General features: G+C 62.9%; 20 protein-coding genes. 1 reads left to right on the top strand and 19 read right to left on the bottom strand.

Annotation, left to right across the window (positions count from 1 at the left end; all coding sequences use genetic code 11):
* Positions 1–171: 171 nt before the first annotated feature.
* From NMA58_RS03750 to NMA58_RS03700, 11 genes are all read right to left on the bottom strand, one after another.
* The gene (locus NMA58_RS03750) at positions 172–738 is read right to left on the bottom strand and encodes a hypothetical protein (protein WP_434712400.1); all 567 of its coding nucleotides are present in this window, start codon (positions 736–738) and stop codon (positions 172–174) included.
* Positions 739–992: 254 nt separating this feature from the next.
* Entirely contained in the window at positions 993–1,778 is a 786-nt protein-coding gene (locus NMA58_RS03745) for a hypothetical protein (protein WP_434712398.1), read from the bottom strand.
* Positions 1,779–1,800: 22 nt separating this feature from the next.
* On the bottom strand, positions 1,801–2,775 hold the full coding sequence (locus NMA58_RS03740; protein ID WP_011424439.1) for a phage major capsid protein: 975 nt from the start codon (positions 2,773–2,775) through the stop codon (positions 1,801–1,803).
* Between the two features lie 32 nt (positions 2,776–2,807).
* Positions 2,808–3,851: a hypothetical protein gene (locus NMA58_RS03735; protein ID WP_434712396.1), complete on the bottom strand. Its 1,044-nt coding sequence runs from the start codon at positions 3,849–3,851 to the stop codon at positions 2,808–2,810.
* 41 nt (positions 3,852–3,892) lie between these two features.
* Positions 3,893–4,204: a hypothetical protein gene (locus NMA58_RS03730; RefSeq protein ID WP_430958673.1), complete on the bottom strand. Its 312-nt coding sequence runs from the start codon at positions 4,202–4,204 to the stop codon at positions 3,893–3,895.
* A 15-nt stretch (positions 4,205–4,219) separates the two neighbouring features.
* Positions 4,220–6,313 carry a hypothetical protein gene (locus tag NMA58_RS03725; protein WP_434712395.1) on the bottom strand — a complete coding sequence of 698 codons (2,094 nt, stop codon included), beginning with the start codon at positions 6,311–6,313 and terminating at the stop codon, positions 4,220–4,222.
* Positions 6,313–7,884: a terminase gene (locus NMA58_RS03720; RefSeq protein WP_434712394.1), complete on the bottom strand. Its 1,572-nt coding sequence runs from the start codon at positions 7,882–7,884 to the stop codon at positions 6,313–6,315. Before NMA58_RS03720 ends, NMA58_RS03725 begins: the two co-directional genes overlap by 1 nt.
* Positions 7,850–8,320 (bottom strand): terminase small subunit protein, encoded by a 471-nt coding sequence (locus tag NMA58_RS03715; protein ID WP_434712392.1) that lies wholly within the window; start codon positions 8,318–8,320, stop codon positions 7,850–7,852. The genes NMA58_RS03720 and NMA58_RS03715 overlap by 35 nt, the downstream gene beginning before the upstream one ends.
* Before the next feature lie 16 nt (positions 8,321–8,336).
* The gene (locus NMA58_RS03710; RefSeq protein WP_064706474.1) at positions 8,337–8,573 is read right to left on the bottom strand and encodes a spike base protein, RCAP_Rcc01079 family; all 237 of its coding nucleotides are present in this window, start codon (positions 8,571–8,573) and stop codon (positions 8,337–8,339) included.
* A gap of 2,026 nt (positions 8,574–10,599) precedes the next feature.
* Positions 10,600–11,745: an IS4 family transposase gene (locus NMA58_RS03705; protein ID WP_434712391.1), complete on the bottom strand. Its 1,146-nt coding sequence runs from the start codon at positions 11,743–11,745 to the stop codon at positions 10,600–10,602.
* A gap of 226 nt (positions 11,746–11,971) precedes the next feature.
* Positions 11,972–12,526 (bottom strand): hypothetical protein, encoded by a 555-nt coding sequence (locus NMA58_RS03700; RefSeq protein WP_434712389.1) that lies wholly within the window; start codon positions 12,524–12,526, stop codon positions 11,972–11,974.
* A gap of 160 nt (positions 12,527–12,686) precedes the next feature.
* On the opposite strand from NMA58_RS03700, the gene NMA58_RS03695 reads away from it, so the two are divergent.
* Complete coding sequence (locus tag NMA58_RS03695; protein WP_434712387.1) at positions 12,687–13,550, top strand: dienelactone hydrolase family protein; 864 nt, start codon at positions 12,687–12,689, stop codon at positions 13,548–13,550.
* 268 nt (positions 13,551–13,818) lie between these two features.
* Here NMA58_RS03695 and NMA58_RS03690 read toward each other — a convergent pair whose 3' ends face one another.
* The 8 genes from NMA58_RS03690 to NMA58_RS03655 form a co-directional block, all read right to left on the bottom strand.
* Positions 13,819–14,364 (bottom strand): YidB family protein, encoded by a 546-nt coding sequence (locus NMA58_RS03690; RefSeq protein WP_183703493.1) that lies wholly within the window; start codon positions 14,362–14,364, stop codon positions 13,819–13,821.
* 142 nt (positions 14,365–14,506) lie between these two features.
* Positions 14,507–14,845: a hypothetical protein gene (locus tag NMA58_RS03685; protein WP_085777340.1), complete on the bottom strand. Its 339-nt coding sequence runs from the start codon at positions 14,843–14,845 to the stop codon at positions 14,507–14,509.
* Positions 14,846–14,968: 123 nt separating this feature from the next.
* Complete coding sequence (aac(3), locus tag NMA58_RS03680; protein WP_434712386.1) at positions 14,969–15,781, bottom strand: aminoglycoside 3-N-acetyltransferase; 813 nt, start codon at positions 15,779–15,781, stop codon at positions 14,969–14,971.
* 165 nt (positions 15,782–15,946) lie between these two features.
* The gene (locus NMA58_RS03675) at positions 15,947–16,957 is read right to left on the bottom strand and encodes a DUF3618 domain-containing protein (protein WP_183703499.1); all 1,011 of its coding nucleotides are present in this window, start codon (positions 16,955–16,957) and stop codon (positions 15,947–15,949) included.
* Positions 16,957–17,373, bottom strand: coding sequence for a phage holin family protein (locus NMA58_RS03670; protein WP_430958665.1), 417 nt, complete (start codon positions 17,371–17,373; stop codon positions 16,957–16,959). The genes NMA58_RS03675 and NMA58_RS03670 overlap by 1 nt, the downstream gene beginning before the upstream one ends.
* A complete protein-coding gene (locus NMA58_RS03665) occupies positions 17,366–17,932 on the bottom strand; it encodes a nutrient deprivation-induced protein (RefSeq protein ID WP_434712384.1) in 567 nt (188 codons plus the stop codon). Before NMA58_RS03665 ends, NMA58_RS03670 begins: the two co-directional genes overlap by 8 nt.
* A 101-nt stretch (positions 17,933–18,033) precedes the next feature.
* Entirely contained in the window at positions 18,034–19,173 is a 1,140-nt protein-coding gene (locus NMA58_RS03660; protein ID WP_434712383.1) for a sialidase family protein, read from the bottom strand.
* A gap of 14 nt (positions 19,174–19,187) precedes the next feature.
* Positions 19,188–19,490 carry a hypothetical protein gene (locus NMA58_RS03655; protein ID WP_085777335.1) on the bottom strand — a complete coding sequence of 101 codons (303 nt, stop codon included), beginning with the start codon at positions 19,488–19,490 and terminating at the stop codon, positions 19,188–19,190.
* Positions 19,491–19,649 lie beyond the last annotated feature (159 nt).

The following is a 19,649-nucleotide window of genomic DNA, read 5'->3' as shown; positions in this document are numbered from 1 at the left end:
GCCGGCACCTATGCCTGGGCCGAGCCACTGGTCTCGGCGCGTCCTTCGAACACCCGCTGGGGAGAAGAGGGTATCGAGACGTCGCGGCAAATCCCTTCGCCCCGTTTACAGGGAGAAGGTGCCGGCAGGCGGATGAGGGGCAGCTTGTTTTCAGGGGTCTTCAGCGCGTCTTCAGGCCCCTTGCCGGCCACGGCCCCTGCCGTCGTCCTCCTTTTCAAGCGCCTCGAAGCGCAAGGCCATCTCCTTCATCTGCTCCTGCAGACGGCCGACCTCTTCCTTCAGCCTTTCGTTTTCGGCGGCGAAGGCCGAGGCGGCGCTGGAGTTTTCGGCGGTCGCCAGATAGGCGCGGGCGGCGGCGGTCAGCTCGTTGGCGCCCATGCCGACCTTCTGTTTGGCCGTATCGGAAAGCGCGGCGAGCTGCTCGACGGTGTAGATGTTGATCGCCTCCAGCTCCTTGATCTGGCTGGGCTTCAGATAGGGCCATTGCGATAGCGGTGTGCCGGTCAGTTGCTCGCGCGCGGCAGCGCCGTCCTTAAAGCGCTTGTAGGCGTCGGCGAAACGTTGTTTGTCGTTCTCGGTCACCTCGCGGTAGACCTCGGTGTGCTTGTCACCTGCGATGAAGATCCGGACGAATTCCTTGTCGGCAAAGATCGGCCGGCCCTCCTTCTCGGTCAGAAAGGTCTGTTCGACCGGCTCGAGGCTGAAGGAGGCATAAATTCCGGTGTTGCTGTCGGGCATGGTGTTTGCTCGCTGTTGATGGCGGGGAAATGGGGGATGGCGATGTCGTGCGGATGGCTGCCCCTCACCCTAGCCCTCTCCCCGCTCGCGGGGAGAGGGGACGTGTCCCACGATCGGTCCGAGGGGAACGGAGAGGTTGCCGCATATCCCCTTCGCCCCGCACAAGCGGGGAGAAGGTGCCGGCAGGCGGATGAGGGGCACACCGCACACGAAGAGGTCAGCGAAACGGGCGCCAAAGCGCCCGTTGGCTTGTTTTAATTCACCTTCGACAGAAACGGCCGCATCAGCGTCGCCTCCAGCACCCCCGTCGCCGTGATGGTGATGCCGGTGCCGTTGGCCGTCGCATTGGCCGAGAGCGTAATGCTCTGGACAATGCCGTTCGGACTGTAGGTGATGCCCGCAATCGTCGTGCCGCCCGGAATGCCGGTGCCGGCAACGGCCGCGCCGATGAACGGACCGGAACCGGCATTAAGGCCGGTTAGGTTCGTCAGCACTGGGGAAGCGTTGACGGTGGTTGCCGCAAACGTCTGGTTGGCGGCGGCAAAGTTGACATTGGCGATCGCCTTGGTGCCGACGGTCGCCGAAGCCGGGGCGCTCGCCTGGCCTGCGGTGGTGGTGGTTTCGGCAACGACGAGGGCCGCCGTTGCACTCGCCACCTGGGCCGGCGCCTGGCCGTTGCGCTGCAGCCAGATGTAGTAGGTGCCGGGTGCGAGCGTGATGGCACTGAGCGGGCCACCGGTCAGCGTCGGCGGCTGGGCGGCGCCGGAGAAGACGCCGCAGCGCTGGCCGACGACGGCGGCGGCCGTGGTCAGCAGCGAGGCGACATAATCCCGGCTCCACTGGAACCACTGGCCGGGCTGCAGGGTGGTCTGCGAGGCGAGCACCAGCTGGCAATAGACCCATTCGGATTCGCGGTCTCCGCCGGCGATGGCGCCGAGGGCGAAGTTCGGCCCCGGAATGCCGGAGCCGGCGACGATCGGGCCTTCGACGACGAACGGGTTCGCGCCAAGACGATCGGTCTGGGAAATTGCGATGGTCATGGATGTTGATCCTTTCGTTCGATCAGGCGAACAGCACGCCCTGCAGGAAGGCGTTGTTCATGGTGAGGTTGCCGGCAAAGCCCATCAGCTGGACGAAGGCATCCTGGTTCGTGTTCATGCGCTCATCACCGATCGGCGCCATGTCGCGGTCGCGGTGCGGGCGGTAGAACAGGTATTTGGTGTTGAGGAAGAACATCTGGTTGGAAGGCGCGCCGCCGCCGAAGCCGCCGTCGAAGATCACGTCGGCGCCCATATATTGCAGCGACTGGAAGCCGGCCATGCCCTTGTCGGCGGAGGTGATGCGCTGGATCGCCTGCAGCGATTCCCAGTAGAGGCGGAAGAAGTTGTTGTCGGCGACGACGAGATCGGGCGCGTCGGAGCCGCGCACGCAGGACATATAGAGCCGGTTCATATAGCTCTGGATGTTGGCATTGGTGGCGGCTGCACCGCCATCGGCCGAAGCCGAGAATTTCTGGTTGCGCCAGAAACCCCAGGTGGCGCGCGAAATGCCGCCGACCGTGCCCGAAGTCGGCGAGGTCGAGATCAAGAGCTGCAGCCCGCCGATCTGCCGCCCGCCGTCGGCCGTGCCGTCGGAATAGCAGTCGAGGGCGATGTTGTTCTTCAGCGTCGTCTCGGCATTCTCGATGCGCTGCTCGAGCAGATCGAGGATCGCATCCTCGCCGGAGTTCTGCAGCTGTTCGAGGCCGGACATGGAGACGGCGACCGCGGCCTGCTTGAGGTCGTATTCGGCAGCGGTGATGACGTCGGAGGGCTGGACGTTCAGGATGTCGTAGCCGGAATAGCGCTTGAAGGTCGAGTTTTCCTGGTACTGCAGTTCCTGGACGATGGTGCGGCCGCCGGAGACGGGCTTCTTGCGGCCGCGGCTGTTGAGACGGGTGAGAAGACCGTTGTTCTTCGTCACGTCGTCGGCGACCGTGCCGCTGCGGTTGCGCAGCGTCGTGGTGACGATTTCAGAGAGGTTGGGCGAAATGGGCATTGATGATTCCTTTGATCAGAATTGGCCTTTGATCAGACTTGACCGCGCGCGGAGCGCATGGCGTCGCGAAGCGAGTCTCGGATTGACGTGGGCTGGCCTCTTGCCGCATCGCGGGTCGGGCCCGGAGCGGAAGATCCAGAGATGGATCGCGAGGCGCGGCGGGCTTGATCTGCCGCTGCGGCCCTCTGGGCTTGCTGGTCTCGGACGAAGGCGGGCGCAGTCTGGCTGATCAACTGCTGGCGAATGTCCGGGCGCATCCAGCATGCGGCGTCGTAGGCGTCCTGCAGTGTCGATGCCCGCCCCGAATTGATGAGGGCGACCATGTCGTCGAGAACGTCTTGGGCATGCGCATTGGCCGGATCGGAAAGAAAGGCATCGACTTGAGTTTCGGTGTCCCTCTTCCTCAGTACATGTTCGACCGTGGCCTCGACATTGATAGGCCCGGTCTGGCGTTGGGGCTGCGGTCCTGCCTGCTCATGGCGCTGCATCGCCTCCCCCGCCCGGCCGTTGACCAGGGCGTGAAGATTGACGCCGGCCACCTTGGCGACGTGCAGGACGGTGTTGACGGGATCGCGGATCAGCGCGTTTTCCCATTCGATCGCCCGGCGCATGACATCGGCATGGGTCATGCCGGCCTGGCGGACGATCGGAGTAAACTCCTCGAGGCCCTTGTAATCCTGCAGGACGCGGAAGCCGCGATCGACCTCCTGCTCGCGCTTGGCGATCGCCGCCTGCACCTCGTGCGGCAGGCTTGCAAACTGCGCCTTGGCTTCCGCCGACCAGCCGGGCGGCACCCGGCTGACGGTGGTGGCGGGCTGCTGGCGGCTGTCGATCTCGCCTGTCTGCTGTACGCCATGAGCCTCGGCAGCCTGCCCTACCCTGGCGGCAACAGTCTGCTCCTGCCCCTTGGCCAGGAAGGGGCCGTTTTCGCCGTCGCGCGGCTGGCCCGGCAGATCGCCCGGTCCGCCTTCGACGGTGTCGATCGCCGCTTTCAGGCTGTCGCGGACGCTGACCGGCTTGTCCGCGCCAAAATCTTCGCTGCCGTTGCCGGCCTCGTTCAGGTCTTCCATATCCATCTTGGGGATTTCCTATTTCGGGGATTGATGCCCGTTCAGGTTCAGGCGTTGTATTCGGCGTAGACCCGCCGCAATTCGTTGCGGATCGCCGTTCGATCTGCCTTCGGCCTTTCGATCGGCTGCGGCCTCTCATTGCCGATCTCGACCACGCCGGCCGCCCGGTAGGCGGAGCGCAGCTTGGCTTTCGAGGTGTAATGCCGGCCGTCATGCATCGACTGGATCTCGATCGTGTCGCTGACGAAATGCGGTGCCGGCAGGTCCGACTGCGCCAGGTTTCTCACCCGCATGCAGTTGTGCGGCCACGCGTCGAGCGCGTGCCAGCCGCCGCAGACGCGGCAATAACGTTCTCTCATCTTTGCCTCTCGGGATTATTGATAGGCCGGCTGCGCCTGGAACTGCTGCAGCGCCTGCGCCGCCGCCTCGCCGCGCGCCTGGTCCAGGGTGGCGCGATGCTCGATTTGGGCTTGCGCCACGCCAAGCTCGGCCTTGCGCCGTTCGGCGCCGGCCTTCACTTCGGCTGTCTTCAGCTTCAGCATCTCCACGGGCGAAGGCTGCGGTTCCGGTTTCGGCGCGCTGGCCGCCTCGGAGAGCTGCGCGCCCACCTGCTCCAGCATGCTTTCAAGCTGGCGGCCGGCCCGGAAGCCGCGGGCGGCAAAGAGCAGCGTCTCGACCATCACGGGCACCAGCATCGGGTTCTGCTGCGCCATGGCGCCGGCCTGCTGCATGAAGCCGCCGACCATCTGGACGAATTCCATGCGCCGCTGCTTTTCGGCGTCCTCGTCGGGTTCGATCGTCGAATCCGTTTCGATGTCGATCTGGAAGCCGCGAATGCTGTCGTTGCGCAGGAGCTGCACCACCTCGTCGATGCTGGGCTGCGCCATCATCTGCTGCAGCTGCGGCGGCAATTCGGGCGCTGCCATTTCGGGGAGCGATTGGGCCGGTTGACCCATCTGCTGCGCCCGCATCGCCGCCTGCCCGGCTGCCATCTCAATCTGCTGCATCTGCATTTGCACCTGCTGCTTCTCGGCCATGGACGGCAGCTTGATACCGCTCACCAGCATCAGCGTTTCCGGCTGGAACTGGTCGCAGATGATTTCGCCGGCAAGGCGGATGATGTCGCGGGCAAAGCGCGCCAGTTCGGCCTGGCGGTCGCGGATGCGGATCGAGCCCCACTGGCTCTTGATGCGCTGCGCCGTCGCCGTCTCCGACGCTTGCGTGTCGCCGCGCACGATGTCGGAGATGCCGGTGATCTGGTAGACGTCCTCGATCAGCTGCTTGCGCGCCGCCATGCAGGCGACGATCACCTTCTGCACCTCGTCGATCGGCAGCGTCACCACCGCCTTCGAGCCGCCCTTGTCGGTGAATGCCGCCCATTCCGGGATCGGCACCATCACCATGTCGTTTTCGGGCCGCATCGCCTTTTCGATCGCCGGCGAGACCGCGCCGTCGCCGGAGGGATAGAAGACTTTCAGCCGCAGCTGGTCGGTCAGCTTGTTGATGCGCCTGGTCAGCAGGTCGATCTCGTCACATTGCTGCTGGTAATAAACGTAATCGGGAACTGGGATCAGGGAGCTCGTCGACATCGTGCCATAGGCCGGGCGCGGGCAAGGCCAGAAATGCGTCAACTCCAGCGGCGGCTCGGAAACTTCCAGCGCCACCGGCGAGCCATCGGCGATCCAGACGGTGTAATTCTCGCTCTTGCACCAGATTTCCCAGACATGGGTCTTGCCCTCGTTCTCGGCACGCTCGGCCTGGCTTTCGCCCTTGCAGCTGCCGGCAGCCTCGGCCGCGCCCGAGACCATGGCCTCACGGCCGAAGCGTTTTTCCATCTCCTCGCCGCTCATCGGCACGCGCCGCGCCACCCAGGTGACATCCTTCCAGCGGCGGGCCGGCGAATGCAGGAAATCCGACCAGTGCACATAATCGATGCAGACGCGTTCGTCGGCGATCGTTTCGAGGGCTGCACCCATCTCGCCGGGCAAGCCACCGACCGGCAGGTTCGAGGGCGCGACGCCCATGTCGAGCGGCTCGAAATCGGCCTCATAACGCAGCCACACCGTGCCGCGGGCGCAGAGCAGGAAATCGTCGCGCACCGCCCGCATGATGGAGTCGAGATCGGCCTCGTCGCCTGTGTAGGCGAGATTGCGCTCGACAATTTCCGAAGCGATGCGCGCGACGGGATCCGCGTCCTTGAAGCGGCGCTCGACGACCGGCTGCGGCACGCGGGCATAGACGGCCGGCTGCAGCACCGCGGTATTGGCCCAGAGCATAGGAAAGCGGCGCTTGGCGGCGCTCGTCTGGTCGGACTGCTGGTCGAGATAGATCTTCTCGATCTTGACGCAGCGGTCGTGCCAGGACTTGAAGTAGCGCTGGGCGCGCTCGAGCTCCTGCTGCCAATGGGCGCCGACCTTCGCCGGATTCCAGTGCTGCCCGCCCTCCAAATCAGTTGACTCGTCTTCCATCAAACACGCTCGCTGTATTCAGGGGTGGAATCGGCAAATTGGTTGAATGTCATGGTCTGCAATGTCGGCAGCGGCTTGCGCTCGGGCTTCAGTGGCTCGGGCGCGAGGCCGCTGAAGATGATCGCCAGGCCGCCGAAGGCGTCGGCGCCGTGCGAGGCCCAGTTGTGCAAGGGCTCGTCGCGGAAGACGCTCAGATCCTCGTCCCATTCCTTGCGGTAGTTGCGTAGGCATTTGATGCCCTCGGCGCAGCCGGCCTGGTCGAACTCGACCTTTGCAAGGATGCGCCGGGTGCCGTTGATGCGGTCATGCACATAGGCGCGCTCGACCTTGCGGACGGTGCCGAGGCCGCGCGCCTTGACCTCTCTCAGCATCACCTCGATCCGGGTCATGCCGCCGCGCGTCCATTCCCTGACCTTGATATCATGCGGCATGTTGTGGACGCCGTAGACATAGCCATGTTCGCCCGCCCGCCGCTCCAGCTCGTCGAGCATGCCGTCCATGCCGGTGCCGGTATGCTCGAAATAGCCGATCATCCTCACCCGGCCGGGCAGCACCTGGAACAGCCAGACGCTGTTGGCATCATCCATGCCGATGTCGGAGATGGTGTGAACGGGGTAGCCTTCCACATGCGGGAAGACGCCGATGCGCTCCTCGGCATCCGCCACCGCCATCTGATCGGCGTAATAGGCGCCCTCGACGCTCGCTTCGAAGGCTTCGGCGGGTGTCGAGGGATATTCGCGCTTCATGTCGCCGAGCTGGGTTTCGGCCTTCTTGACGTACCAGGCCTTCTGCGCCGCGGTCAGGGTGATCCCCTGCTCGGCAAGCTGGCGGAAATATTTGACGAAAGCGTCGCTGATGATGACGCCTTCGGGGGCGATCGAATATTGCGGCTCCTTCCACCAGGGGAAGAAGTGGAACTTGAAGTCGAGTTCGCTCAGGACAAGTGCCTGGCGCTGCTTGACCTGGGCATCTTCGCAGAGCGAATAGAAATGCCCTTCCTGGCCTTCCGCCGTGCTTTCGATGAAGACCAGCTGGCCGGCCTGCACCGTGTTCAAGGCGCCGGTCCGGACTTCCCGCGCCTTGTCGGGATATTTGGCGCAGAGCTTTCCATATTCGGAGATATGCAGATATTGCAGTGTGCCCGAGCGCAGCGACGTGCCGACGCGGATGCTCGAATTGTTGGCGAGCAGCAATTCGCTCAGGTTGGTCCTGACGACAGGCACGGCGTTGCGGATGCCCTCCGGCAGGTTGTCATAGGGATATTTGATCTTGTCCCGAAAGATCGTCTGCACGTCGCCAAGCGTATGGGCGATGGTGCCGGCTCTTATATCCCGGTTGAAGACGCAGGCATCGAGCATGAATATCTGGATGAAGGTGGTCAGCCCAAGCTGGCGGGCTTTCAAGAGCACGTTGAGATAATGCATCTCGTCGAAGAAGCTCGTCTGCATCAGGTTCATCTCGAACCGGACGCGCCTGCCCGCCTTGTCGGTGATCCAGTAGAGATTGTTCAGCCGCCAGCGCCAGTCGGAAAACTGGTCAACCGCCGCTTGGAAGTCCGCGCGTCCTGCCATTGACCGCCTCCAGCAATTGCGAGACTTCGCCGGTCACGCCCTGTTCAGGCTCGACCTTGGCGCCGTATTTCTTCGGCCTGAGCTTCTCGGCGACCCATTGACGGGTGGCGATGCGCAGCTGCGAGCGCCTTATCGCCTCGCCGTTCTCCTGCCAGCCGGTGGTCTCGCCGCTAGCATTCTTCTTTTCGATCCAATCGTCGCTGCTGTTGTCGGCGATCTCGACCATCTCGTCGACGAAGCTGTCGGCCATGATCTCGCGCGCCAGCGCATATCGCGCCCGGAACGCCGCCTTGTCCTCATCCGCCAGCCAGGAGAGCACCGTCGATTTCGCCGGCATGTCCTCATCCCGGCAGATCGAGCGCAGGCTTTCCCGGTCGGCGATGCGCGCACAGATTTTTTCCGCCAGCGCCTGGCTGAACTTGCTCGGCCTGCCCATTCGGTCGGCCTGACGCTCAGAACAAGGCGATGATATTGGAGGCCGTCGTCCCCGTCAGCGCCACGATCGCCGCGTGCACGGGAAGGATCGTCCCGGCCGGCACGCTCTTGAAGATGACGGGATCCATATCCCGCCGCGGCGCAATCGCCACATCACCGGCCGTGCCGATATAAAGCGCACGCGCCCCGACGATGGCGGTATCGTTCGGCGTCACCACCGCGGCCCGCGAGGCCGGAGCAATCGAAGGGTCCATTGCAGTTCTCCTTGGAAAAGGCGGCTCTTGATCCCGACGCAGCTGCATCAGGCGCTGTTTCGGTAGATTGCGACAGAACGCACTCCCCACCCTCCGTCATCCCAGGGCCTGACCCTGGGATCCATGCCCGTTGCCGCTAGTGGAGGCCGACGTGGATCCTCGGGTCAAGCCCGAGGAAGACGGAGCAAGAGGTGCGCGCTGTGCCAAACCCGCGTTGTGTTCGATGACGCCGGCCAGAAAGCCCTGCCGAATGACGCACACCATCGAAGCGTCGCCGGCCTTCACCGCCGGCATCACCTCTGAATTCAAATTTCGCAGCTTGGATTTACGGTAGGATTAAATGATCCGCCGGGGGGTGATCAAGAACTTTCCAGCGCAGAAATTCACTCCGATGCCGATTCGAAATCGTCGAAGACGAATTGTTCAAACGTTGGGCCGAACGTCCCTCCACTCTCCGTCATCCCAGGCCTTGAGCCTGGGATCCATGCTCGCGTCTGGTAGAGACCAGCCGTGGCTTCTCGTCAAGGGTAAGCCCGGCCCCTCACCCTAACCCTCTCCCCGCTCGCGGGGCGAGGGGACGTGCCCTTTTGAGAGGTCGGAGAGGACGGAGAGGTCGCGGCATATCCCCTTCGCCCCGCGTGCGGGGAGAAGGTGGCGGCAGCCGGATGAGGGGCGGGAGCGTCGACAAATCTAGCAGCTTGGATTTACGGTAGGGATTAAGTGATCCACCGGGCGGTGATCAAGGACTTTCGACCGCAGAAATTCACTCCAATGCCGATTCGAAATCTGCGAAGACGAATTGTTCAAACGTCGGTCCAAAACGTCCCTCCACCCTCCGTCATCCCAGGCCTTGATCCTGGGATCCATGCTCGCGTCTGGTAGAGACCAGCCGTGGCTTCTCGTCAAGGGTAAGCCCGGCCCCTCACCCTAACCCTCTCCCCGCTCGCGGGGCGAGGGGACGTGCCCTTTTGAGAGGTCGGAGAGGACGGAGAGGTCGCGGCATATCCCCTTCGCCCCGCGTGCGGGGAGAAGGTGGCGGCAGCCGGATGAGGGGCGGGAGCGTCGACTGCGAACAAATCTAGCAGCTTGGATTTACGATAGGGATTAAGTGATCCACCGGGCGGTGATCAAGGACTTTCGACCGCAGAAATTCACTCCAATGCCGATTCGAAATCTGCGAAGACGAATTGTTCAAACGTCGGTCCAAAACGTCCCTCCACCCTCCGTCATCCCAGGCCTTGATCCTGGGATCCATGCTCGCGTCTGGTAGAGACCAGCCGTGGCTTCTCGTCAAGGGTAAGCCCGGCCCCTCACCCTAACCCTCTCCCCGCTCGCGGGGCGAGGGGACGTGCCCTTTTGAGAGGTCGGAGAGGACGGAGAGGTCGCGGCATATCCCCTTCGCCCCGCGTGCGGGGAGAAGGTGGCGGCAGCCGGATGAGGGGCGGGAGCGTCGACTGCGAACAAATCTAGCAGCTTGGATTTACGATAGGGATTAAGTGATCCACCGGGCGGTGATCAAGGACTTTCGACCGCAGAAATTCACTCCAATGCCGATTCGAAATCTGCGAAGACAAATTGTTCAAACGTCGGTCCAAAACGCCCCTCCACCCTCCGTCATCCCAGGCCTTGATCCTGGGATCCATGCCCGTCCCTGGTGGAGACCGGCCGTGGATCCTCGGGTCAAGCCCGAGGAGGACGGAGCAAGAGGTGAGCGCTGTGCCACACCACGTGGTGTTCGATGACGCCGGCCGGAAAGCTGCCGAATGACGCACGCCATCGAAGCATCGCCGGCCTTCGCCGCCGGCATCACCTCTGGACTCAAATTTCGCAGCTTGGATTTACGGCAGTGATAACTGATGTGACGGGGGGTGATCAAGAACTGATTGTGGCTCTGCCGCCAGTTCGAAATCTAGCCTTCTCGTGCCAGATTCCTCCACCCCGCGCGGACGCCGGATTTGGCAAAACGCGCTTCCCCCACCCTCCGTCATCCCAGGGCTTGACCCACTGCTGTCCGGTTTAAATTTGGTCACCATTGGAGGCTCATCTGGTGGGGATTGGCTGGTGGAATACCGGCGGGTTGTAACAGGCGGTCGATCCTGCGGCGATGCATGAGATTGGCGCCCACCAGGCGGGCGAAGGCGAGCGGGCTTGTGACGGTGGTCTGGTCTGCCTTGGCCATCTGCAGCAGCAGATAGGCGATCAGGGCGACGGCGATCTGGATGCGCACGGCATTCTCGCTGTTGCCGAGGAAATGGCGGATCTTCAGCGTCTGCTTGACCCAGCGGAAGAACAGCTCGATCGCCCAGCGGCGCTTGTAGAGCGCGGCGATCTCTTCTGCCGGGGCATCGAGATCGTTGGAGAAGATGCGCAATACCTTGCCGGTTTCGATCTGCACGCCGATCTCCCGAACCGGCCCGCTCATCGGGTTCCTGCGGCTTTTGGCCATGCGCTGCGGCAGGAGGCCGACCCGATCCGACAGGATGGTTCCATCCGGGCTAACCGCTCTTTCCTCCGTGACGGCCAATTTTGTATGGGATTTGAGGCGCGTGACGATGCGGCAGCCGGCGGCATTGAGCTTTGCCCACCAGCCGAAATCGTAGTAGCCGAGGTCGAAGACATAGGTGGCGCCCGCCTCGATGGGCATTACCTTGGCGGCGGTGATGTCGTTGACATTGGCCGGCGTCACCGCCGCATAGATCGGCCGTTCGGCGTTGGCATCGTAGATGACGTGAACCTTGGCGCCGCAGGCCTGATCGGAAAAGCGTGCCCAGTCCGATCCCGCTCCGGAAAGGCGCAGACTGCTGCTGTCGATCAGATGCACCGCCTCGCCGACGGCCCGCTTGAGCCCACGCCCAGCGCGTGACACCATCTGCGCGAACAGCTCGGCGAAGACCGCACTCGGACGCAGGCCATTGGCGTCGGCAAGGGTCGAACGGGACACCGGTTGAGCGCCGAGATGGTAAAGACCGCTGCTGTGGCTTTGCAGACCGCCGACGATCTCGCGCAGGCTGACGGCCCCGGAGAGCTGGCCATAGAGCAGCGCGACCAACTGGCTCTTCGTCGACAGCCGCCGCACGTGCTTGTCGGCCTGATGCTCCTCCACAAGTCTTTCGAAGGCCGTCCACGGAATCCGCTTCAACAGATCATGAAAGACGCTATTCTCATGCCGCACGGTGTTGCTCCTCTTTCGTGTCCGGGATTGTCGCCAAACATCCGAATACGAGTAGAATCAACACCGTGCGCCATGTCCACCAAATTTAAACCGGACAGCAGTGGGCTTGACCCTGGGATCCATGCCCGCTGCTGGTGGAGACCGGCCGCGGATCCTCGGGTCAAGCCCGAGGAGGACGGAGCAAGGGGTGGGCTCCGCGGCAAACCGCTTCGCCTCCACCCCTCTTCTATGGCCGCGTCAGGACCGACGTCTCGACCCAGGTGTTCAAGAGGTCGTTCCGCTTGCCGACGACGACGACCTTCATCCAGGTGTTCTTGCCTTCGATCAGATAGGCCGTGCCGCTTTCCTTGCGGTCCGTCGTTACTGAACCTACCGAGGCCGCCGAAAGGCCGGCCTCAAAGGCTTCGAACTCCGCGCTTGAACACCGCAAATCCTCCGAACGATCGTCCGCCAGGACACCGAAATAATTGAGCTCGCAGGTAGCAGAGAACAGGCTTCGATATTCCTGAAAATGGAAGTGGAACTGCAGCCCACTCGGCATCTGGTAGGTCCCGCCGCCAGTTCGAGGCTCAGAGGTTGGATTAACGACAGGAGAAGGCCTGTCGACGGTCCAATCGCCTCGATCAAGTCCGCTGTGCAGGGCAGCCAGGTTTTGACCATTCAACACGCAAAGCTTCAAGGTGTCATTGAGAGGGCACGCGGCTGTCCCATTCCCACTCACCAGGATCGCAATTACCAACGCTGCCGGAAAACGCACTTGACCATCCAAAACCATCGCCATCGAACCCACCGGCACCTTAGGTCGTATGCCGGAGAAGGCAAGACGGCGCCCCTCCTGAAATCGGAAGAAAACTAAATGCGTTGAATGCCTGGATAGAGCCACCAAGCGATTCCATCCAACGTGAGCGAGGAATATACTATCAACAGGCCGCCGATCACAGATGGAGGAGTCTGTGAAAACCACCATCTCAGCACTTCTTCTTTGCCTCGTCACTTTTATCGGCGTGCACCTGTCCGCGAACCCCGCCGATGCCGAGGAACTGGTGCGGTTCGAAAGCGCCCCCGTCAAGCTCAGCCCGTTTCGCATCCGCAAGGCCCTCGAACAGGGAGAAATTCTCTCCCAACCGCAGGGCACACCGTTGCTCGGCTATCTATCCCGCCCTGCCGGCGATGGCCCCTTCCCGGCGGTCGTCGTCATGCATGGCTGCGATCGCCTGCGTTTGAGCGTCAAGGAGCTTTGGCCGAAACGGCTGGTGAGATGGGGCTATGTCGTGCTTGTCGTCGACAGTTTCACCACCCGCAAGCTCGACGACACCTGCCGAAGCACGCTTCCAGAACGCGTCTTCGATGCCTATGGCGCCTTGGATTTTTTGTCGAAATCAGGCTTCGTCGATATCAGCCGCGTCGCCTTGATGGGCTTTGCGGCCGGCGCCACCGCGGCGATGGACGCCACGAAGATCGACGGGAACGAGCAGCTTATGGAGCGCAAGTTCAGGGCGGCGGTCGCCTATTATCCCGCCTGTGACGCAGATCGTGGCGATCCGAAGGTACCGACCTTGATCATGACCGGCGAACGCGACAATTGGAGCCGGGCCGAGCGATGCCAGAAGCGGCTTGCCCGCCTCAGCGACAATGCCCCGCCCGTCGAGCTCAATGTCTACAAGGGCATTTATCACAATTTCGATGCGCCGGAGTTCATGGTGGGAAGGAGGGTGCTGGGTCATATCGAAAAATACGACCCCGACGCCGCGGCGAAGTCCATGCGCAGCGTTTACGCCTTTCTACGCAAGTACCTGGCAAACTAAGCCTGCCTGATCTCAGGAGGATCGATCGCGGCGCAGCTCCCCCAACCTCCGCCATTCCAGGGCCTTAGAGCCTGGATGCCTCCCGCCGGTTGCCCGGCATTTACCGGCTCCCCAACCTCCGTCATCCCAGGCCTTGAGCCTGGGATCCATGTCCGCTGCCGACGTGGGGCCGGTGTGGATCCTCGGGTCAAGCCCGAGGAGGACGGAGTGTGAGGCGATCTCTGCGGCAAATTAATCCAGGGCGCTATTTACGCCCCGAACTGAACGCCTAAACGTCGCTCGGCCGCCCTGACGTTGCCTGGCTCGCCGAGGACGTGAACGCTTCTTCGGCGCTCGGCACTTTCCCCTCCGGCGTCAGATCGTCGACGGCCTTCGGAAGATCGCGGCTCAGCCGCCCGAGGATCTCCTGATGCGAGAGGCCGGTATTCCTGGCGATCTCGTCCAGGACATCCGGGCCGAGGGCTGTGGCAAGTTCGCCGTCATTGATGTCGGCATTCTGCCCGCGGCGCACCCAGGATTCCATCTTGTCGCCCTGGCCGTTCTGCTGGAACGTCTTCAGGAGGTCGCCGAGACCGCCGCTAACGATGCTGCCGGACGTCAATCCACCGAGAAGGCCGCCCAAGCCGCCCAAACCACCGCCGGAGCCGGCCAGCCCGCCGAGAATACTGCCGAGCCCGCCTGATGGCTGGCCACCTCCGGCGCCTGCCTGCTGCGGGTTCTGGAGGCCGCGCAGGAGTTCCCGGATCTTGTCCCTGTTCTGGTAACCGGCAACCGCAAGAACGGCGAGAAGCGCCTTCATTTGACCGCTCATCATGATGAAATCCTCCTGTGGTGCTCCGTGGGTTCAAGCCAGCCGGAGCGCTGTATGGGCGCAATGTTCACAAGGTTGGAAAGCTCCCCGCCGGCGCGCGGAAGATCCCGTGCCGGCGGCATTGTTCGACTGTCTCAAGGCCGCATCAGATTTCCGGGCAACCGCGCCGGTTAGCAAAGATCATCCGATCCGGCCCGCGGCGGGTCATGCCCTCGACGACGATGCTGCGCGGCGACATGCGCACGATTCGGGCCCGCCGCAGGCCTTCGCTGCGGGCGATGTCGAGCGCATCGTCGGGATCGCAGCGGCGCGGCCCCCGGCGGTCGTAGCGGTCGTAATCGCGATCACGGTCACGGTCGTAGACGCCGACGCCGCCGGGGCCGATGCGCAGTTCCATATCCTGGGCGGCGGCAATCGTCGGTGCGATCGTCAGGCCGGTCATGGAGGCCAGGCCGATCAACACGAACTGAAGAGACTTATGCATGGATTCCTCCCATGGCCTTTGTTTGCTTATCGCCATACCAACATCGCCATCGGGATTTTGTTCCGTGAGGCCGGAGGAGCCTGCGGGGAGAAAGCAAGGGCCTGCACGACAGCGCGGAGCCGCTCAGCGTGCTCGGGCGTGATGCCCCAGCCAGGCGACTGCGAAGCTGCAGATCGAGGCCGCATCAACCAGCACCGATGGCGCGTCTCCAACCAGGCCCTGTGCGCCCTGCCCGCCGGCGAGAAAGGCGCTGACGACCCCGGCGAAGTAATCGCTTTCGAGGCCGGGCACGACCGGGTCGCCGGTCTCGAATTCCTCGAGCATGCGCCATACCACGCCTGCTGGCGTGGCAAAGGGCACCTCGTAGCGGCGCAGGCGCTTGTTCGGGATTTCAGCCAGGTGCTCGGCATGGTGGAGAAGGGTCATCGTGTCGAGCGGGGCTCCGGCCATGAGGACCTTGCCGCCGGCCGCCACGAGTTTGGCGAGCGGCGAGCCATCGCCATAGCCGTAATCGAGTGGATGATCGGCAGTGAGCCAGTCGGCCCTGGCGCCGATCGCCGCGACCGAGGCGCCCGGATTGCCGCTGCGCCGCGCCCCTGGCGTGGTTCGAAGGAATTCCGGGAAGATGCCGTTATCGCGGATTGCCCGGGAGCTCATGGGATCGAAAGGCGCAATGTGGTCGCGCCAATCGAAAGGAACGCGGCCGTTCTCGTCAAGCAGTTCGTCATAGGCGCCGTTCCAGTCCGCATAGGCGACGATGGTGCCCGACGGGCCGACGACATCGCGCAGCGCATCGATGAACATGTCGGGACCGTTGAGCAACCGCCCCAGCCTGCTCATGGCGGCATGAACCATGACCATGTCGCCGGCGCGAAGTCCGAGCTTTTCCAGATCCTGGCTGAGCGAGAGACGGGTGTGAAAGTGCGGAGCGGTCATCGGCCAACGATCAGCAGGACACGACCCGGAGTCAATGCTCCCGGGCGGACTCAGGGCACCATCGCTCGCAATACCCTGCTGCCGCTCACGCGCCTCGTGCCTCCGCGCCCGCGGCGGGCTTCCGTATGGTGCACCGCTTTCAAGGACATGAACCTGGTGGACCCTCTACCGCCGATCGGTGCCCCCTGGGCCATCCTTGCGATCTATGAAAGCTTCGGCTTCATCCACCACGCGTTCCTTGATGGCATCATGAGCATCGGACGCAACGTCCACGGCCTTGTGATAGACTTCCGACGCTACCTCTTTGCCTTGCGCGACGACGTCCTGGGCCTGATGGCTGAGGCTATCTCTCGTGCTATCTGCGGCTTCGCCGACCAACTCATCCTCGGTATCGGTATGGGGCAGCGCCGCGCCGATCGCTGCACCGACCGCGAAAGCCAGGGCACCGCCGACGAGCGGCTGGTCGCGGAAATGGGTGAGGATCGACTCGTTGAGTCTGCTCGTTTGCTCCTGAAGACTGGTCGCCGCCGAAGAGGATCGGCTCGACAGCGAGCTCGCCGCGTCAGACGCGCGGGCGCTGAGGTCGCTCGCGGCGCTTTTCGCCTGCTCCCATTTCTCCGCCGCCCAGCCGGTTGCCGCGTCGAGCATTGCACCAGTCTCGTCGGCGATCTGATTGATCTGCTTTCCGCTAGCGTCGGCGAAGCCACGATAGGTCTTGCCCGCCTCGTCCATGAAATGGCCGGCACGACCTCCTGTTTCGTCTGTCAACGCTTTCAACCTCTTGCCGGATTCATCGGCAAAATGGCTGTAACGGGCTCCGTTTTCCATTGCCGGCGGGCCAATCCGGCGAACCCGTCCAGTCGCCGGGTAAAGCGGGTATTCAGGATCCTTGCTCCAGGTCGCCGTGTCGCCTGATGAAGGACTGCCTTTTGCCATGAGCCAGGCGAGGCTCACGCCCATTAGCGCGACCGGCAGAGGGTTCGCCTTGAGGGCGTGGCCAAGATTGCTGACATACTCTGCGCCGCCGCTTCCCTTGGCATATGCGATGACCTCATCGATGAGCTGGCCCGGCGACATCCGTTCCTGAATCGCGTCAATCCGATCTCCTATGCGGCGGCGGTCTTGGTCGATCTCCCACTGAAGCTCGGCCGATGTTTTTTCCGTTGAATTTTCCATCAGATTTTGTCCTTCACAACATCAACGTCGCGGCGAAGCGAAGTCGCAGTACGATCCAGTTTCATGTTGTTGGCGCGAAGCGCGGCGAGGCCCCGGGAGACCAAGCCCCAAGCGATCCCGGCAATGATGATGCCGACGATCAGAGAGGCGAGCGCACCTGCAGTGGTTTGGGTAAAACCCTGTGTCACGAGGAAGGCCGCGAGACCGCCGACAAGCGCACTCAGCAGGACGCCGACTGCCCCGATCGCCAGGACCAATCCGAATAGGAGAACCTCCACGCCGCTGAGCGCCTGCGAAAGTTTTTCCGAGGCTTCCGTCTTGGCAAGGTCGATTTCCTTGCGGAGCAGGCCCGTGACATCACCCAAGAGGCCACTGACGAGCTCGGAGAGGGGTGTGTTCTCTGAAGTTTTAGCCATTGTTCTCGCCTCCGGTCGTTGCGGCGCCGGGGCGCAGGCCAATCGACGGTTCGCGCGCCGCGGCAGCTGTTTGCCTTTTCGCGGAGGCTGTCAGGAAGCGGCTTGCCGCCAGGCCCGCAAGTGCGGCGATCCCGAGAAAGGCCAGCGGTTGCCTGCGCCCGAAATCCTCGGCCATAGTGGCGATTTCGCCGATGTCCTTGCCTTCCATCCGCCGAGCGACGGTCTGCACGCTCCGCCCGATTTGCCTGGCGTATCGCCCGACCTCAGCCTGACCGGAGCTCTCCATTTCGGCGCCAGCTTTCTCAAGTGCCGTTGCAACGCCGCCAACCTGGCGAGCAGCGAAGCTGGTGCGTTCGGAAATGACTTCCTTGGCTTTCTCGACGGCCGTGTCGGCGCCTTCCTTGATCGCTTCCTTGGCGGCGGAAATGTCTTCGCTCACCTTCGTTTCCAGATCGGAAACGGACGTGCGCGTTCCCGGCGAAGAACCAAAAGCTGGGGATGAGGACGGTGTCTGCGCCGTTGCGCTTCTTCCTGCCGGATCTGTGAAATCGTTTTGCATGTCTAACCTCCCATGCCGTGGCGGCGACTGCCGCAGCCCCGAACCACGGGTGCCCCGCTTTGTTCCGCGAATGCGCTTCAAACGTTCCGCTTCGGCATGGCTCAGATCTGCGACTGCAATGAAGCAGCGCCGTCCTCGGCTCCTTCTTGATCTTTGGCAGGCGTGACAATGGACGCTGCGACGTAACGCTCCTCCCTGTCGCCATCGTTGAAGTAGTAGACGGCGAGCAGGGATCCCTCACCGCATTTTACCATTCTGGGATAACCGAGATCAGCCGTGCCGCCGTCGCTGCGGATGACCTTCTCGGCGCCCCATGTCTCGCCGTCATCGAAACTCGTGCGCATCCGGATACCAAATGGCGGATCACGATAGCCGTAGACGAGCAGCAGCATGCCTTCGATACGTCCGAGCGCTGGCGGGTTGCCATTGCTGCCGGTGTCGCCGACAATGCAGCCTTTCCGTGTCCAGGTCTTCCCTTCGTCGTCGGAGGTGAAGGCTTCTATCCAACCCTTGCCACCGCCCCTCCCCATGCAGCGCGTCAAGGTCAGCATGGCGCCACCGGAAAGCGCCACCGATGCCGGCATGATCGAATAGCCCTCAGGTTCCGGGCCGACAAAGCCTTGAAGGACGAAGCTGCGCCCGCCGTCCGCAGTGCGCGCGCAGAACACCCTGCCTTCCGAACCGTCCTCTTTGGAGGTGCTGAGCATGAAGAGCGCATGTTCCCTGCCAAGAGGCACGATATCGGTGCGCGCCGAGATCGGAAGGTGCAAACCGGTGAAACGATACGGACCCTGCCATGTCAGGCATCGATCCCGGCTGACATAGAACCAGCTGACCGCATCGCCCCCTACATCGGTTCTGGCGCACATGACGATCGTCTCGGGATCGAGAAAGTCTATGGGTTCATCCAGACGGCCGAGGTCAGCACGAACCGACAGATGCGGACGGATCTTGAGATCGGCGTTCAGGTGCTCATCGGCCGAAAGCGAGAGCCCACCCGGGACCCGGCCGCAGAACGGCTCGTCCATCCATGTCAGTCCGCCGTCCAGGCTGCGTGCCTGCCAGGGTACGAATGGATAATCACGGTCCAGTTCGTGCAATTCCCCCTTCGCTCCGAGTTTGCCGCGCGCGAAGACGACAACGATTTCGTTACGCCAGGACCAGAGGCCATAATTTGCCGGCCAGGCTGCGAACTCGCCCTGTCTCCTGTAGATTTCAATATGGCGGAATTGCATGTCCATTGGGGCTTCCGCTGTCATAGCGTCTCGACTGGAAGTGCCCGCACGAGCAGTTCATCCTGGCCGAGCAGCCGTTCGAGTTCGCGACGGTATTGGCGCCACCACGCCCGATCGAGACTGCCCACCATGACTTCGATCACGATGACGGTATCTTCTTCAGTGCCCTCGTCATTGGACCAAAGCCCTTTTGCGGGGGAATTGAGATAGGCCGTCACACCGCCATGGCGCTCCGTCATCTCGCGCTGAATTGTCGCGATAATGTCTCCGATGTCGATCGTCGCTTGCGGCGCTGCCGGAATAAACAACTGAATCAAATGCATGTGGAATTCTCCTCGTCTCGCAAACTTCGCAGGTCTGACGAGGTTCCAGCCCGGCTCTAAATCTGGTGCGATGTCATGGTGTCGGCTCCGCGCCGAAATCGCCGATATCCGTCGGACGACAAGGAAAGCGGCAGCAGGCGGTGGTCGCCGTCGTGCAAG

The organism is Rhizobium sp. YTUHZ045, from assembly GCF_051124255.1.
GTDB lineage: Bacteria > Pseudomonadota > Alphaproteobacteria > Rhizobiales > Rhizobiaceae > Rhizobium.
This window is presented reverse-complemented; position numbering and strand designations above follow the sequence as displayed.

Bases quoted from the DNA above. Each gene is read 5' to 3' on its own strand.
- NMA58_RS03715 (WP_434712392.1), bottom strand. From the start codon at position 8,320: ATGGGCAGGCCGAGCAAGTTCAGCCAGGCGCTGGCGGAAAAAATCTGT.
- NMA58_RS03710 (WP_064706474.1), bottom strand. From the start codon at position 8,573: ATGGACCCTTCGATTGCTCCGGCCTCGCGGGCCGCGGTGGTGACGCCG.
- NMA58_RS03685 (WP_085777340.1), bottom strand. From the start codon at position 14,845: ATGCATAAGTCTCTTCAGTTCGTGTTGATCGGCCTGGCCTCCATGACC.
- NMA58_RS03700 (WP_434712389.1), bottom strand. From the start codon at position 12,526: ATGGCGATGGTTTTGGATGGTCAAGTGCGTTTTCCGGCAGCGTTGGTA.
- NMA58_RS03695 (WP_434712387.1), top strand. From the start codon at position 12,687: ATGGAGGAGTCTGTGAAAACCACCATCTCAGCACTTCTTCTTTGCCTC.
- NMA58_RS03720 (WP_434712394.1), bottom strand. From the start codon at position 7,884: ATGGCAGGACGCGCGGACTTCCAAGCGGCGGTTGACCAGTTTTCCGAC.
- NMA58_RS03745 (WP_434712398.1), bottom strand. From the start codon at position 1,778: ATGACCATCGCAATTTCCCAGACCGATCGTCTTGGCGCGAACCCGTTC.
- NMA58_RS03675 (WP_183703499.1), bottom strand. From the start codon at position 16,957: ATGGAAAATTCAACGGAAAAAACATCGGCCGAGCTTCAGTGGGAGATC.
- NMA58_RS03735 (WP_434712396.1), bottom strand. From the start codon at position 3,851: ATGGATATGGAAGACCTGAACGAGGCCGGCAACGGCAGCGAAGATTTT.
- NMA58_RS03690 (WP_183703493.1), bottom strand. From the start codon at position 14,364: ATGATGAGCGGTCAAATGAAGGCGCTTCTCGCCGTTCTTGCGGTTGCC.
- NMA58_RS03750 (WP_434712400.1), bottom strand. From the start codon at position 738: ATGCCCGACAGCAACACCGGAATTTATGCCTCCTTCAGCCTCGAGCCG.
- NMA58_RS03665 (WP_434712384.1), bottom strand. From the start codon at position 17,932: ATGCAAAACGATTTCACAGATCCGGCAGGAAGAAGCGCAACGGCGCAG.
- NMA58_RS03670 (WP_430958665.1), bottom strand. From the start codon at position 17,373: ATGGCTAAAACTTCAGAGAACACACCCCTCTCCGAGCTCGTCAGTGGC.
- NMA58_RS03655 (WP_085777335.1), bottom strand. From the start codon at position 19,490: ATGCATTTGATTCAGTTGTTTATTCCGGCAGCGCCGCAAGCGACGATC.
- NMA58_RS03740 (WP_011424439.1), bottom strand. From the start codon at position 2,775: ATGCCCATTTCGCCCAACCTCTCTGAAATCGTCACCACGACGCTGCGC.
- NMA58_RS03730 (WP_430958673.1), bottom strand. From the start codon at position 4,204: ATGAGAGAACGTTATTGCCGCGTCTGCGGCGGCTGGCACGCGCTCGAC.
- NMA58_RS03725 (WP_434712395.1), bottom strand. From the start codon at position 6,313: ATGGAAGACGAGTCAACTGATTTGGAGGGCGGGCAGCACTGGAATCCG.
- NMA58_RS03660 (WP_434712383.1), bottom strand. From the start codon at position 19,173: ATGGACATGCAATTCCGCCATATTGAAATCTACAGGAGACAGGGCGAG.